The sequence below is a fragment of the Flavobacterium selenitireducens genome (assembly GCF_014748335.1).
In the GTDB taxonomy this organism is placed as follows: Bacteria; Bacteroidota; Bacteroidia; order Flavobacteriales; family Flavobacteriaceae; genus Flavobacterium; species Flavobacterium selenitireducens.
In genome coordinates this window covers 76122-90449 of the sequence record NZ_JAAVIY010000009.1, presented here as the reverse complement: position 1 = coordinate 90449, position 14328 = coordinate 76122, and the positions used below count along the sequence as shown (strand labels likewise).

Sequence of the window (14328 nt, the reverse complement as noted above, 5' to 3'; positions counted from 1 at the left end):
CGGGACGAAGCAAGTCCGGAGTGCCAGTCCGGTTTTTTGGCGCTTTAGTACGTCACGACTTCCGCAGATGGGCACTTCGGTACATTTTAGCAATTATTAACGAAATCGTTACCGTATCTGTTTTTTTGTTGTTTTCAAATTGCCTATTTTTGGAACTCTTATTAAACTTCCAAACATATCATGTCTAAAACTGCAATATTAGAACTCGACGGCAAAAAGTATGAGTTCCCTGTAATAGTGGGGAGCGAGAACGAAATTGCCATCGATATCAACAAACTGCGCGATGTTTCCGGGGCGATCACGCTCGATCCGGGTTATAAGAATTCAGGTGTCTGCAAAAGCGAGATCACATTCCTTGATGGAGAAGAAGGAATTTTGCGCTACCGCGGATACGCCATCGAGGATCTTGCCGAGAAAGCGAGTTTTCTTGAAACATCTTACCTGTTGATTTTCGGGGAATTGCCGAGCGCCAAAACGTTGGAGCAATTCGAGAACGACATCCGCAAATACACCCTCATCAACGAGGAGATGAAAAATATCATCGACGGTTTCCCGAAAACGGCTCACCCGATGGGCGTGCTTTCGGCACTGACGAGCGCCCTTACGGCATTCAACCCTAAGTCGCTCAACGTAGACAACGACAAAGACATTTACGAAGGCGTTTGCAAAACTATCGGTAAGTTCCTCGTCATCGCAACCTGGACGTACCGCAAGTCGATGGGTTATCCGCTCAACTATTACGACAACACGAAAGGTTACGTAGAAAACTTCATGAATTTGATGTTCTCTTTGCCTACGGGGCCGTACACCGCCAATCCGAAAGTAGTGGATGCGCTCGACAAATTGTTCATCCTGCATGCCGATCACGAGCAAAACTGTTCGACCTCTACGGTTCGAATGGTCGGTTCGTCCCACGCCGGACTTTTCGCTTCCATCTCAGCCGGAGTCTCCGCGCTTTGGGGCCCGCTGCACGGTGGTGCCAACCAGGCGGTTCTCGAAATGCTCGAGGAAATCCACAAAAACGGTGGCGACACCGACAAATATCTGGCGAAAGCCAAAGACAAGGAAGATCCGTTCCGTTTGATGGGCTTCGGGCACCGCGTCTACAAAAACTTTGATCCGCGCGCGCGCATCATCAAGAAAGCCGCCGATGAGGTTTTGAGTTCGTTAGGCGTAGAAGATCCATTGCTCGACATCGCGATGAAACTCGAACAAGCCGCGTTGAATGACGAATATTTCAAAGCACGCAGTTTGTATCCGAACGTCGATTTCTATTCCGGAATCATTTATCGCGCGCTCGGTATCCCAACCGATATGTTTACGGTAATGTTCGCCATCGGGCGTTTGCCGGGTTGGATCGCACAATGGAAGGAAATGCGCGTCAACAAGGAACCGATCGGGCGACCGAGACAGGTTTACACGGGAGCGCCGCTACGCGATTTCGTCCCAATGGAAAAACGATAAAAAAAGGCCTCTTAATTGAGGCTTTTTTTTGTAACACGTTCTTTTGTGGCGGCGTAATGTGGTACACGTCGCTCAATACAGTGTGTCGGACCGCACGCTGGCGTCGGTAGAAATCCAATCGGTAGAGGGAAAAGTGATGCAAGCTGCCAACGAGGCGGTAAAACAAGCGGGAGCATTGATGTAGGAACGTCCGGGAGGCGTATAGGTCGCAAACGTCACGTCAGGATTTTGCGAAATCGCATGGCAAAAATTCATCAAAAATTAACCAAACTTCCCCAAAGCCCTCTCCACCCGAGAGGGCTTTTTTTGTTATCTTTGCCCCGCAACGAAAACGTTTTCTATGCTATCCCTAAATGTTAAAAATGAATCGTCACGACTTCGCGCGGTCGTGCTTGGAACCGCGGTTTCAAACGGCCCGACACCAAAAGCGGAAGACGCTTACGACCCAAAATCACTCGAACACATCCTGGCCGGAACGTATCCGGTAGAAAAAGACATGACGGCCGAAATGGATGCCTTCAATGCTGTGTTTGAGAAGTACGGCGTCAAGGTGTACCGTCCGGAAATCGTCGAGAATGAAAACCAGATTTTTACACGCGACATCGGCTTTGTGATCGATGATATTTTCTTTAAAGCCAATATTTTGCCCGATCGCGAACGGGAATTCCCAGCCATTCGATACATTATCGATGAGATCGATCCCGCCAAGTTCGTCGAGATCGAAGACCAAAGCATCCACATAGAAGGAGGCGACGTCATTTTGTGGAACGACTATATTTTTATCGGCACGTATTGCAGGCCCGATTATTCGGATATCAAAACAGCGCGTACGAACCAGAAAGGAGTGGAGTTCATCCGCAATTATTTCCCAAACAAGAAAGTGGTCGATTTTGACCTTGTCAAGTCCACGACCGAGGCCCGCGATAACGCGCTTCACCTCGATTGCTGTTTCCAACCCGTCGGGGACGATAAGGCGATCATTTACAAAGACGGATTTTGCGATGTCGAAGACTACGAATATTTGCGCGACCTTTTCGGACAGGAAAACCTGTTCCACATCACGCGACAGGAAATGTACGACATGAACTCGAACGTGTTTTCGATCGCGCCCGATGTCGTCGTGTCCGAAAGGAATTTCACAAGGCTCAACGCCTGGCTGCGCGGCCACGGGTTCACCGTAGAGGAAATCCCGTATGCCGAGATTTCAAAGCAGGAAGGGCTTTTGCGTTGCTCGACATTGCCGTTGGTTCGGGATTAGTTAGTTTTGTTTAAAGTTTAAAGTTTAAAGTTTAAAGTTGGGCGTTGCCTGCGGCCCGGGCTTTCCGTTTCAATCTTTTTAGGGCCTCGCTGCGCTCGGCCCCAAAAAGGATTTTCACTGCAATCCCTAACGCGACCGTTCACATTTAAAATCTCATTTAACAACCAACTCAGCTACTCAGTCACTCCAAAAAAATGAAACAAACCACCAACTCCATTTTGATGATTCGCCCGGTCGCGTTCCGGATGAACGAGCAAACGGCCGTCAACAATTATTACCAGAAAGTACTTGACGGGCTTTCTCCTGAAAACGTGAACGCCAAAGCACAGGAGGAATTCGACGATTTCGCGCGCAAGCTGAAAATGGCCGGCGTGGACGTTACCGTGGTTGACGACACGAAAGATCCGGACACTCCGGATTCGATCTTCCCGAACAACTGGATTTCGTTCCATGAAAACGGAGACGTCGTGCTATACCCGATGTTCGCTGAAAACCGACGTGCCGAAAGGCGTGAGGACGTGCTCGAAATCCTTGAGGAAAAAGGATTCCGCATCGACAGCATCGTCGATTATACCGAAGCCGAGTCGGATAATTTTTTTCTCGAAGGCACGGGCAGTTTGCTGCTTGACCGCGCCAACGGAAAAGCCTACTGCGCCCTTTCGCCAAGAGCAGACGAGGAACTTCTGATTGAGTTTTGCGAAGACATGGATTTCGGGCCCGTCATTTTCAAGGCTTACCAAACCGTCGACGGCAAGCGCGAGCTTATTTACCACACCAACGTCATGATGTGTCTTGGAGAAACATTTGCCGTGATCTGCGCCGACTGCATCGATGACAAGCAAGAGCGAAAAGCGGTACTTGACAGCCTCAAGCAAGACGGGAAGGAGATCATCCTGATCAACGAAGAACAGGTGAATCAATTCGCCGGGAATATGCTCGAAGTCCGCGGAGCCGAGGGAAAACGCTTTCTCGTGATGAGTACTGCGGCCCACCAAAGCCTTACAAAAGACCAGGTTGCCAAATTAGAAAAACACGCGACAATCCTGAGTTCGAGCCTCGACACGATCGAAGCCTGCGGCGGCGGAAGCGCCCGTTGCATGATGGCGGAGGTTTTTTTGCCGAAGGAGGGAGTTTGAAGTTTAAGGTTTAAAGTTTAAGGTTTAAAGTTTAAGGTTTAAAGTTTAAAGTTGGCTGTCAGTCCGGTAGTTTATGGATTGATGGGCATAAATATGACGCGACGGATTAGGCTACGCCATCTTCTGTCGCGTTGTCGTTTACAGGTTCGTCTTTCCCGGCGTGGCGTTTCGAAACGGCTGGCCTCGATGCCATTTCCAATTATGATTCGCTACCGAATTCACGCGCTTGAGCGGAATCGGTTGTGGTCATCGCTTCCAGAGTTGTCCATCTGGCCAAAAGGCGAAGCTGTCTTCAAGAACGCAGCAGCCTTCTCGTCCAAATAAAAAAAAGCGCCCCGGAGAGCGCTTCATAACTAACTTTTGTATTCAGTTTTTAAGATTTTTTCCAGTATTTTTCGATGATGGCATCGGTTTCAGACTTGGAAGCCGTCGGTTTCAAATCGAACAAAGCCATAAAAAGCGACTGACCTTCAACCTTTGGCAATAGCGACAAGTCTTTGTTTTGCGCAAAAATCGTAGCCCATTTTTCGCGCACGTTTTTCCACATCTTTTGGTTGGCCGCCCAATACTTTTTGGCTCCGGCGCATTTCGAATCATCTACCTTTTTGTAGAAATCGAATCCTTTCTCTTTTGCGACCAATTGGTCTTTTCCTTCGGTTCGCTTGATTTTTACGTTATCCTGGTTGTGGATCCAACCGTCTTTCACGATTTCGTGTGTGTTGGTGCGCTCCAGAACGTTGTAGTCGTTGCGAATCGTGTGTTCGCGTCTCGGAAGCGGAGCATCGGTGACGTTCGTCCAGTAGTGGCGGCCATCGACGTGAACCCAGGTAGCCGATCCTTCGTAGCGCGGGCTGTCATCGACCTGGAAGACACGCTGCGTCCATTGTCCTTTAACCTTGTCTTTAGGTAGCGTGACGAATTTCCAGACGTTCTCGCCTTCGTAATCGTAAAGTTTGGTATTCTCGAATTCCCAATCCTGGCGCCAGTGTTTGATTACCATCGTATCCGATACCTGAAGCAGGTGCTGCATCACGATCTTGTTTGGCGTTTCCTCTACCAATTCGACCAATTCGAGGCCCTTTTCATATTTGGTAGGAGAGGGCTTGTAGTCGTCATTTTTAGCGTATTTGAACGTTTCGGCAAAGTTGAATTCGACTTCATAGCAACCGCACATGGCTTTGATGGCTTTGATGTCTTCCTTCTTTTTGGCATCCTGGGCATTGATTCCCAACGTGAACAGAACCGATAGGGAAAGTAGAATTCGAGATTTCATATTGTGTTTGATTTTTTAACAATGCAAAAATAGTATTTTTATTTAGAACAATTAAAAATAGGGTATATATTTGCATCGCAAAATTATTAAGACTTAATCTAAATAAACAGAATAGTCGGTCATTTTGCCTTACCAAATTAAACACACATGCTTGCCAAAACGTTACTGCCTGCCGCTTTCCTGCTTTTCGGATTATCCGCTTTCGCCCAAAACGACACCATCGTTTCAGGAGAAAAACTCAAAGAAGTGGTGGTCACCGGCCAATACAATCCGCAGTCAGTAAAAAAGTCGGTTTATCAGGTAGAAGTGATTTCGCGTGAGGTCATCGATCGGCAGGCGGGCAACAACCTCGCGGATTTGCTCAACCAAACCTTGAACATTACCGTGATGCCGAGTTCGTCCACCGGAAAATCGACCGTTGAGATGTTCGGTCTCGATTCCAAATACATCAAAATCCTCGTTGACAACGTCCCGGTGATCAACGACGAAGGCCTCGGAAACTTTACCGACCTGACTCAAATCAACCTCGACGATATCCAGCAAATCGAGATCGTTCGCGGCTCGATGGGTGTCGAATACGGAGCCAATGCCGTCGCCGGCATCATCAATATCATCACCAAGAAAAGTTCGAAATACAAATGGGAAGTTACGCCTTTCCTGCAGGAAGAAACCATCGGCAACGAATACGACGGGATCACGAAAGGGCGCCATATCCGGTCGATCAGGATCGGACACAATATAAGCCCGAACTGGTATGCCTACGGAATGTTCACGGCCAACGATTTCGACGGTTTTCTCAACCACAAAAAAGGGCGCGATTACATACAGAACGACAGCTTGCGCGGATATGAGTGGCTTCCGAAATCTCAACTGCACGCAAAAGCGCATCTGGGCTTTACGCCAAATCACAGCCATCGCTTTTTTTACCGCTTTGAATTCTTCAACGAAAAGACCAAGTTTTTCAACGACGTCGTCGACCTGAATTATGATCCGGCGACCGAAACCAACGATCCGATTGCGAACGACAAGATGTATAAATCAAGGCGCTTCGTGCATTTGCTAAACGGTTCGGGCCGGTTCGAAAGCGGCCTTACCTATGACGTATATGCCTCTTACCAGCAGCAGGAGCGCGACCTTGTCGATTTCCAGTATCGCATCAGGTCTGGCGAAAAATTCAATCTTACCGATCAGACGTACGAATCGCGAAAAGCTTGGTTCACGAAAGGAACTCTTAGCAATTTTCTGGACAGCGAAACCGTCGATTTTCAGGTTGGTTACGAAGTGAACGAAATTCATGGCTACGCTTCGACGTTCACCGGAATGCTGCCTCATCCTATCGAACGCACGCTGGGTTCCTATGACGTTTTCGGATCTACCGAAATCAACGTCACATCAAAATTCTCTCTGCGTCCCGGCGCGAGGGCGTTGTTTTCCTCAAAATTCGACCCGATGGCGGCTTTGTCTCTTAGCGCGAAATACAGTCTGGGCGGCGGATACGACCTCCGAGGCGTCTTCGGAACGTGCCCGAGGCTTCCGACGTACGAAGAGCTTTATACGTTTTTCGTCGACGCAAACCACAACGTGACGGGAAATCCCAATCTGACTCCCGAGAACGGCGTATCGGCCTTCCTGCATCTGGGCAAGGTTTACAGGTCCGGCTCCAAACTTGCGTTCGACACGAAATTTTCGGCCTGGTATCTCAACGTTCGCGACAGGATCGAGTTGATTTCTTTTGTGGACGACGGCCTGTCGTGGCAATATGGCAACATTGACTTGTACCGCACGTATGGGTCGTCCCTTACTTCCCAGATCCACTACGGTAACTTCGGATTCAATGCAGGATTCACGTTCTCGGGCGTTTCGAAGGTCATCAATTCGAGTACAGGGCCGTCGAATGACGATTATCTGCACAGCGTCCAGGCCAACGGAAATGCGTTTTACCGAATCCCGAAATGGTCCACGACACTATCGACTTTCCTCAAATACAACGGACCCGAATACCAGTTTATCACAACCGGCGATTTGACTGAGGAAGGCGGTACCATTTTTCGCGGCAAACGGGACGGGTTCACGTCGCTCGACGCCACCGTTACGAAAAGTTTCGACAAGGAAAGGTTACAGGTCACACTTGGGGCGCGAAACCTTACCGATGTGACGCGCGTCAATACGACCGCCGTCCAGGGCGGAACTCACGATGGCGCTGCAAGTTCCCAATTGCTGGGCTACGGCCGGTCTTATTTCCTAAAAATATTGTACAAATTCAATTTCGGATAATGATGAAAAAACTACTGTTGTTCTTCGTTTTATTTACCGCGGTCTTCGCCGGATGTGAGTCTGAAGACCAAGTCGCCTCCCAACCGTTCGTGGTCGCGTTCGAGAAGCGTTCTTACGACCACAGGCAGATTTCGCAAAACCAGACCATCCAGGTGGTTTTCTCCGAGCGCGCGATCGCTCCGGGATTCGTCAAGATCAGGATTACGCCCACCGCTGCCGTCTACGGCCTCGACTTCGAGCTTTTCCCGTCTCCTGAAGGAAGCGAACTCGTCATTCCTTTCGCATCTGGAGATGAAGGCGTGAGCTTTGAGTTCCGCAACCTGATTTTTCCTTTCGATGCTTTCGACAAATCGATACGGCTTGAAATCGTCGAAATCGATTATCCGCATTGGAACAACATACAAGGTTACACCGCAGCCGTAGTGTCGTTTTCGGCCTCTCTGGGTGCCACTGCCGAGCCGAATGTAGGCGGTCCCAACCAAGGCAACCAGATCTATTTCGACCTTAGTACGGAAACTGCGACCGAAGTATGGCGCGACAGCTGGGATCTCGGGTTTTACGCAGGTGACGAGTTCCGCGTCGGCTTGAACGCTTCGATCTACATGGCGGCCAAACGCCTTGACGCTACAAACATCGACGCGGTAACTGAGGCAAGCGTACAGCCATTTCTCAGCTCGGTTTCGATCGGGACTTTCGATCCGGTCAACGCGGCCTACATCGACCATCCGAACGGACTCATTGCCGGAAATGCGATGGGCGAAGTGTCGACAATCGAAGCAGACAACCATGTTTACCTCGTCAATCTCGGGTACACGGTCGGGAACACCACACCGCCAACCGGTAGCGTAGCAGTGGCGGGAAGTCCGCGTGGATGGCGAAAAATCAAGGTGACGCGCGAAGGAAACGGCTACAAATTGCAATACGCACCGTTGAACAGCGCGACGCATCAGGAAGCCATAATCGCCAAAAACCAGGGCCACAATTTTACTTTCTTCAGTTTCAACACGAACAATGTAGTGAACGTGGAACCTGAAAAAGACAAATGGGATCTTGGGTTTACGGTGTTTACCAACATCATCGACGGAGCCGGTTCTTATGGTTATTCGGATTTTGTGCTCAACAACATCAAAGCCGGTATCAAGGCCTATCGCGTGAATGTTTCCCCAGGTGTGTCTTACGAAAATTTTGCGCTGGCCAATGTGTCCGATGCAAATTTCCAGGACGACCAACGCGTCATCGGAGCCGACTGGCGCGACGTCTTTACCGGTTCGGCTTATACCGACAGGTTTTACGTGCTTCGCGATGCGGACGGCAACCTGTACAAAATCAGGATGCTCAGCTTCCTGAACCAAAACGGCGTTCGCGGTTACCCGAAATTCGAGTACAAACTATTACAGTAGCCAAGTCGAATGTCGAACGACAGACCGGGAACACGAAATCCCAGGTAAACAATGGAACACCCGAGGCGCGACCGAGTCCCTTGGAGCGCGGCGGATAAAAATAAACAATCAACAATTAAACAATTCCACAATGAAAAAAAGAATACTTTTAGCGGCTTTGGCAATGTTCGGTCTATCGAATGCGCAAACTCCGGGAACGGCGACGATGGGCGCCGGTTATGCCAACCAGGTGTTTTACAAATTCTCTACGAATTCCGGGACACCGGTTGCCGCTGCGTCATGGGACATCGCGTTCAACAGGACGAGCAATTTCGGTTTCGCGACACGTGTCAACGATGGAAAAGGCATCCAGACTTACGAAGTCGGTCCCAGCAGCGTTTGGTCTACGGTAGACGTAGCTCAGGTAGACACATGGTCAAGACTTTACAACAGCGATACGATTTGGAATGAAGGCTCGTTCGACAACGGATCGGCCACTTACGGATGGGGCGAATACAACATTGCGACGCACCACGTAGAAGGAGCAAGGGTTTTCGTTTTGAAATATGCCGACGGTTCGTTCAAAAAAATCAAGATCGACGATTTCTTCGCAGGCTACACCTTTACCTACTCAAGCTGGAACGGCACGGCTTGGTCTGCAGACACGACCCAAACCATCCTGAATGCGACAGGCGCCAACCGTTTCTTCAACTATTATAACCTGAATACGAATGCCGTCGTTGAGGTCGAACCTGAAATGACCCAATGGGATTTGGTGTTCACGCAATACGTGACGGATTATCCCGGAGGCGTCGACGACAAGTACAAAGTGACGGGCGTTTTGAGCCATCCGGACGTTTTGGTCGCCCAACACGATCAACCTACAGGATTGCCTGCCAACTTCAGCCCGGCTTATGAAGGAGACGTGATCAATGTCATCGGCTTTGACTGGAAGGCGTTGAACAGTTCGTTCCAATACACGGTGAACCCGAACACGGCTTACTTCGTCAAAGTGGCGGACGGTACCGTTTACCGAGTCGTTTTTACTTCTTTCGTCGGAAGTTCGACAGGTGTTTCGACGTTCAACTTCGAGGACGTCACCAATCAATTGGACACCGAAAAGTTTGAGAACAATGTGTCGTTCGGCGTTTATCCGAACCCATCTTCTGACAAACGGATCAACATCATATACGATGGCGCCACCGCCAATGCCAACAATAACGTGAGCATTTATAGCCTTACCGGAGCGAAAGTCTTCGACAGGAAATTGGACAACAACGGTTTCGCCAATGCAGAACTTAACCTTTCCAACCTGAACTCCGGAGTGTATATCCTGAAATTCCAATCGGGCGACTATTCGACCACAAAAAAAATCGTCTTGCAATAAGCGATAATTTGGGTGTTTTTTTTTGAAAGGCTTCGGGAAACCGGGGCCTTTTTTTTTAAAATAGACTCAACCGAAAGAATGTCATATTTGTTTGAAAATCACCACGATCGAACTCACGATATATTGTATCCCGATCGCCACGACGATAAACCCGACGATGCGCGAAATGGCGACGATTCCGGACGGGCCCAAAATCCTGGACAGGTAATGCCCGCTTCTCAGGATCAGGAAAATGGTAAGCGAAACTGCCGCCATGGCTAAAACCGCAATGACCATATCCCACATTTCATGGTGTTCCTGATAGAACGCGATGAGCAGTGAAATAGCACCCGGGCCGGCGAGCATCGGCATGGCAAGAGGCGTGAGGGCGATGTCGTTGCGTTGCTGGACTTCGTTTTCGACACGCCTGTTGATGCCACGTTTTTTGGAAAGATTGCCAGACAGCAAATTAAAACCGGAATTTACGATGATCAAGCCGCCTGCGATGCGCAGCGCTTCGATGCTGATCCCGAAAAACGACAACACGTATTTCCCTATAAAGTATGAAATCAGCAAAATGATAAAGACGTTGATGGCCGTCCAGACCGAGATACGCGAACGCTCGGCTTTGCTGTCGTCCTGGGTAAGCCCGACAAAGATCGGCACGGTCCCGATCGGGTTCAAAACAGAAAACAAAGCGGCGAACAGGTAAATGAAAAGCTCCATCATTTTTGAGGCGAAAGTAGCGCTTGACGCGGGTCGAAATGTAAATGAAGCGTCAAGCTAAGGTTATGGTTCAGGTAAAAATTTAAGTCGGTCTTAAGACTGCCTTTCTGTTAAAGATAGTACTTTTAGTACAACAACAAACCACTTCGACACCATGCAAAATAAAAAAACACTCGTACTCGGCGCCTCAGACAATCCCATGCGCTATTCCTACCTCGCCATAAACAGCCTCGTCAGGCGCGGCCATCCCGTAGTAGCCGTAGGTTTGAAGCAAGCCGAGGTGGCCGGCGTGCCGATTCTCACGACACCTCAGCCTTTTGCCGATGTCGACACCGTGACGCTTTACCTGAATCCGCAGCGACAGGAACAATATTACGATTATATCGTCGGGCTGAAACCGGATCGCGTTATCTTCAATCCCGGAACCGAGAACCCGGAACTGTATCGCATCCTTACCGCAAACGACATTGAGATTGAAGTGGCGTGCACGTTGGTGATGTTGTCGACGAATCAGTATTGAAGTTTAAAGTTTAAAGTTTAAAGTTTAAAGTTTAAGGTTTAAGGTCTGAAGCTTTTCCCGCTCTTCGCTCATAGCTTTTTCGGCAAAACCCGGTTTTGCGGCTTCGGTCGCGTGGCTTCCGTTGGTCGCCCGCGCCTCGCGCAAAACCACGCTTTTTCCTTTAAAAGGCTATCAGCTGCGATCGGGGCTAAATCGAAATCACGACTTGATCCAGGCTTCGAGTTCCGCTTTCGACGGGTTTTTCGCCACGACAATCCCGTCCGGATCCACAAGGAACGTGACCGGAACGCCTCGCGAAATCCCGTAAACCGAACTCACTTCGTCCCCATTTTTGAGATCACATCTCACACTTGGCCACGGCAGCTTGTATTTGGCGCAAGCGTTTAGCCAGTCGCTTTTGTCCGCGTCGACCGAAACGGAAACGATTTTGAGATTGGGTCTTCCGTAAAGGCTTTTGAAGTAGTGAAACTGTTCGATGCAGGGCGCGCACCAACTGGCCCAAAAGTCGATCAGGATCCAGTTTCCGCTTAGCGATTCCGTATGTAACGTCACGCCTTTTTCGTCCGCCAGCGAAAAATGCCGCATCGGGCCTTTTACCTGAACGACTTTTTCGGGAAACAGACGGTCGTAGATTTTTGCATACGACTTGAAAAATTCGGGATGAGGCGTTACTTTGGCATACAATCCGTTGAGCAAGCCCATTTCGGTAGCGTAGAAATTTTGTGAAAGCTGTTCGAGAATGAAAATGCTGGCGGGATTTTCGGGATAACTTTCAATAAGCGATTGTCCTTTCGCGATGACTTCAAAGCGTGTGACGCGTTCCATCTTGTAGTCGGTCATCGATTTCAAAAAATCATTGACGCGATCCTGCGTCCCGGATCCTTCGACCGATTCGATACGAAAAAATCGCGCGGTGTCGCCTTTGCTAAGTTCCCTTGTGCCCGTGAGAAGTTGCAGTTTCAAATTTCCGGGTTCAAGGTAGAATTCGTCCGCCACGGCGCTATTTTCCAGTTGCAGCGTCGCCAATGCCGATTGCTGTTTCAGGCTTCCGCTGAATTCAAAAGTATGATCGACCACCGCGACGCTGTCGGTACGGCCTTCGTAACTCAAAATCGCCTTTCCCGTAAAATTCCCATTGACGATTCCTTTTACCTCGAAATCCCTGTTCTGGGACGAAACTTCGGCATACGTCCAAATCAGCAAAAAAGCGATGATGCCGCGCATCAGAACCTGGTTTGCGTTTCCGCGGGCTTGCTTATCGCCATTAAGCCGAGAAATGTCAAACCACCGTTTACGATGATCAATTCTTCCGCAAACTGGTAATTCCCGAACAATTCCGCCGAATACGAACTGATGATGAACGTCACCAGCGGCGCCATCAGGCACACAAACGGAACGAACGCTCCTTTGACGGTCTTGGTCTTGACGAACAATCCGAACGCGTACAATCCGAGAAGCGGGCCATACGTATAAGCGGCCACTTTGAAGATCAGGCTCACGACGGCATCGCTGTTCAACGCATAAATCACCATGATCACCACGAACATCAACAACGAAAACCCAATGTGGACGCGGTGTCTCGTGCGCACCATTTTGCGGTTGTCCGGATCCTGGTTTTTGTCCATATTCAAAAAGTCGACGCAAAACGAGGTGGTAAGTGCCGTCAACGCGGAGTCGGTCGTAGCAAACGTCGCAGCGGTCAATCCGAGAAGGAAAACAATGGCCGGGATCAACGCCAGATGGTGGAAGGCGATTTCAGGGAAGAGCAGATCGGTTCGCGGCTTTCCGGTAAAGGCGTCAAGCGGAATCGAAATGCCGTTTTTTTCTGCATATATGTATAAAAGCGCCCCAACGCTCAAAAAGAACAAATTGATCATCACGAAAATCCCGGTAAACGTGAACATGTTTTTCTGGGCTTCGCCTATGTTGGCGCAACTGAGGTTTTTCTGCATGAGGTCCTGGTCAAGCCCGACCATTGCGATCGTGACAAAGATCCCGCCTACGATCTGCTTGACCCAATAATTGCTTTTGAGCCAATCCTCATAAAAGAAAATCTTGGAATAATTGCTGTTCTTGACCGATTCGAATGCTTGGGGAATGTCGTAATCGAGGCTGTCGCAAATGAAGTAAATCGTCAGGAAAACAGATGAAACCAGGAAAAGCGTCTGCAACGTATCGGTTATGATGATGGTTTTGAGCCCGCCTTTGTAGGTGTAGGCGAAAATCAGTCCGAGGGAAATCAATACCGTGATCCAGAACGGGATGCCGAAAGCGTCGAAAACGTAACGCTGCAAGACGATCACCACGAGATACAAACGTGCGGCCGATCCTATCGTGCGGCTGACCAGGAAGATAAACGCGGCGGTTTTATACGACACATGCCCGAGCCGTTGTTCGATATAACCGTAGATCGAGGTCAGGTTCATGCGGTAATAAAGCGGTAGCAGCACTTTGGCGATGATGATGAATCCGATGGCATTCCCGATCACGAACTGGAAATACTTGAACTGTACATCGGGCGAGCCGACCTGACCCGGAACCGAAATGAACGTCACGCCTGAAAGCGCCGTTCCGATCATACCAAACGCCACGAGATACCATTTGGAATTCTTGTTGGCTTTGAAAAAAGCGTCGTTGCTGCTGTCCTTGCTGCTTACGACGTGGGAAATCAAAAACAATAGCCCGAAATAGACGAGCATCAGGATCAAAATGGCGGTTGGCGTCATGGTGTTGAATTGTGGGCGGAATTTACGAAAAGTTAATTAGCGAATTGGTTAATTAGCGAATTGGTCAATTAGCGAATTAGCGAATTAGACAATTAGACAATTAGATAATTAGATAATGTCAGCTGAGCCGAAACGAGCCCGTGGCAACTGGTTAATTAGAAAATTAGATGATTAGAAAATTAGATGATTAGATAATTGGATAATTA

Annotated in this window: 12 protein-coding genes; 7 read left to right on the top strand and 5 right to left on the bottom strand. The window is 49.1% G+C overall.

Annotated elements, in window-relative coordinates; all coding sequences use genetic code 11:
• Positions 1-180: 180 nt before the first annotated feature.
• Positions 181-1464 (top strand): citrate synthase, encoded by a 1284-nt coding sequence (locus HC229_RS13280; RefSeq protein ID WP_191020982.1) that lies wholly within the window; start codon positions 181-183, stop codon positions 1462-1464.
• Positions 1465-1536: 72 nt separating this feature from the next.
• Here the strand turns inward: HC229_RS13280 and HC229_RS13275 are convergent, their stop codons facing one another.
• Complete coding sequence (locus tag HC229_RS13275) at positions 1537-1719, bottom strand: hypothetical protein (RefSeq protein WP_191020981.1); 183 nt, start codon at positions 1717-1719, stop codon at positions 1537-1539.
• Positions 1720-1804: 85 nt separating this feature from the next.
• Between HC229_RS13275 and HC229_RS13270 the strand changes: the two genes are divergently transcribed.
• Together HC229_RS13270 and ctlX are read left to right on the top strand one after the other, a co-directional pair.
• Entirely contained in the window at positions 1805-2722 is a 918-nt protein-coding gene (locus tag HC229_RS13270) for a dimethylarginine dimethylaminohydrolase family protein (RefSeq protein WP_191020980.1), read from the top strand.
• A 194-nt stretch (positions 2723-2916) separates the two neighbouring features.
• Positions 2917-3858, top strand: coding sequence for a citrulline utilization hydrolase CtlX (ctlX, locus tag HC229_RS13265; protein ID WP_191020979.1), 942 nt, complete (start codon positions 2917-2919; stop codon positions 3856-3858).
• Between the two features lie 373 nt (positions 3859-4231).
• Here the strand turns inward: ctlX and HC229_RS13260 are convergent, their stop codons facing one another.
• Complete coding sequence (locus tag HC229_RS13260) at positions 4232-5131, bottom strand: DUF6607 family protein (RefSeq protein ID WP_191020978.1); 900 nt, start codon at positions 5129-5131, stop codon at positions 4232-4234.
• A gap of 147 nt (positions 5132-5278) precedes the next feature.
• Here HC229_RS13260 and HC229_RS13255 point away from each other — a divergent pair, with 147 nt between their 5' ends.
• The 3 genes from HC229_RS13255 to HC229_RS13245 all read left to right on the top strand — a co-directional run bounded on the left by HC229_RS13255 (position 5279) and on the right by HC229_RS13245 (position 10171).
• The gene (locus HC229_RS13255; RefSeq protein WP_191020977.1) at positions 5279-7405 is read left to right on the top strand and encodes a TonB-dependent receptor plug domain-containing protein; all 2127 of its coding nucleotides are present in this window, start codon (positions 5279-5281) and stop codon (positions 7403-7405) included.
• Entirely contained in the window at positions 7405-8805 is a 1401-nt protein-coding gene (locus HC229_RS13250; protein ID WP_191020976.1) for an HmuY family protein, read from the top strand. Before HC229_RS13255 ends, HC229_RS13250 begins: the two co-directional genes overlap by 1 nt.
• Before the next feature lie 130 nt (positions 8806-8935).
• On the top strand, positions 8936-10171 hold the full coding sequence (locus HC229_RS13245; protein ID WP_191020975.1) for a T9SS type A sorting domain-containing protein: 1236 nt from the start codon (positions 8936-8938) through the stop codon (positions 10169-10171).
• An 81-nt stretch (positions 10172-10252) separates the two neighbouring features.
• Here the strand turns inward: HC229_RS13245 and HC229_RS13240 are convergent, their stop codons facing one another.
• Complete coding sequence (locus HC229_RS13240) at positions 10253-10876, bottom strand: MarC family NAAT transporter (protein ID WP_191021053.1); 624 nt, start codon at positions 10874-10876, stop codon at positions 10253-10255.
• A gap of 154 nt (positions 10877-11030) precedes the next feature.
• Between HC229_RS13240 and HC229_RS13235 the strand changes: the two genes are divergently transcribed.
• The gene (locus HC229_RS13235; protein WP_191020974.1) at positions 11031-11396 is read left to right on the top strand and encodes a CoA-binding protein; all 366 of its coding nucleotides are present in this window, start codon (positions 11031-11033) and stop codon (positions 11394-11396) included.
• 198 nt (positions 11397-11594) lie between these two features.
• Here HC229_RS13235 and HC229_RS13230 read toward each other — a convergent pair whose 3' ends face one another.
• Together HC229_RS13230 and HC229_RS13225 are read right to left on the bottom strand one after the other, a co-directional pair.
• Complete coding sequence (locus HC229_RS13230) at positions 11595-12620, bottom strand: redoxin domain-containing protein (protein ID WP_191020973.1); 1026 nt, start codon at positions 12618-12620, stop codon at positions 11595-11597.
• Entirely contained in the window at positions 12620-14122 is a 1503-nt protein-coding gene (locus HC229_RS13225) for a sodium:solute symporter (RefSeq protein WP_191020972.1), read from the bottom strand. Before HC229_RS13225 ends, HC229_RS13230 begins: the two co-directional genes overlap by 1 nt.
• Positions 14123-14328: the final 206 nt, after the last annotated feature.

Coding starts and splice junctions, on each gene's coding strand:
- HC229_RS13245 (WP_191020975.1), top strand. CDS start 8,936: ATGAAAAAAAGAATACTTTTAGCGGCTTTGGCAATGTTCGGTCTATCG.
- HC229_RS13235 (WP_191020974.1), top strand. CDS start 11,031: ATGCAAAATAAAAAAACACTCGTACTCGGCGCCTCAGACAATCCCATG.
- HC229_RS13275 (WP_191020981.1), bottom strand. CDS start 1,719: ATGAATTTTTGCCATGCGATTTCGCAAAATCCTGACGTGACGTTTGCG.
- HC229_RS13240 (WP_191021053.1), bottom strand. CDS start 10,876: ATGGAGCTTTTCATTTACCTGTTCGCCGCTTTGTTTTCTGTTTTGAAC.
- HC229_RS13255 (WP_191020977.1), top strand. CDS start 5,279: ATGCTTGCCAAAACGTTACTGCCTGCCGCTTTCCTGCTTTTCGGATTA.
- HC229_RS13225 (WP_191020972.1), bottom strand. CDS start 14,122: ATGACGCCAACCGCCATTTTGATCCTGATGCTCGTCTATTTCGGGCTA.
- HC229_RS13250 (WP_191020976.1), top strand. CDS start 7,405: ATGATGAAAAAACTACTGTTGTTCTTCGTTTTATTTACCGCGGTCTTC.
- HC229_RS13280 (WP_191020982.1), top strand. CDS start 181: ATGTCTAAAACTGCAATATTAGAACTCGACGGCAAAAAGTATGAGTTC.
- ctlX (WP_191020979.1), top strand. CDS start 2,917: ATGAAACAAACCACCAACTCCATTTTGATGATTCGCCCGGTCGCGTTC.
- HC229_RS13270 (WP_191020980.1), top strand. CDS start 1,805: ATGCTATCCCTAAATGTTAAAAATGAATCGTCACGACTTCGCGCGGTC.
- HC229_RS13260 (WP_191020978.1), bottom strand. CDS start 5,131: ATGAAATCTCGAATTCTACTTTCCCTATCGGTTCTGTTCACGTTGGGA.
- HC229_RS13230 (WP_191020973.1), bottom strand. CDS start 12,620: ATGCGCGGCATCATCGCTTTTTTGCTGATTTGGACGTATGCCGAAGTT.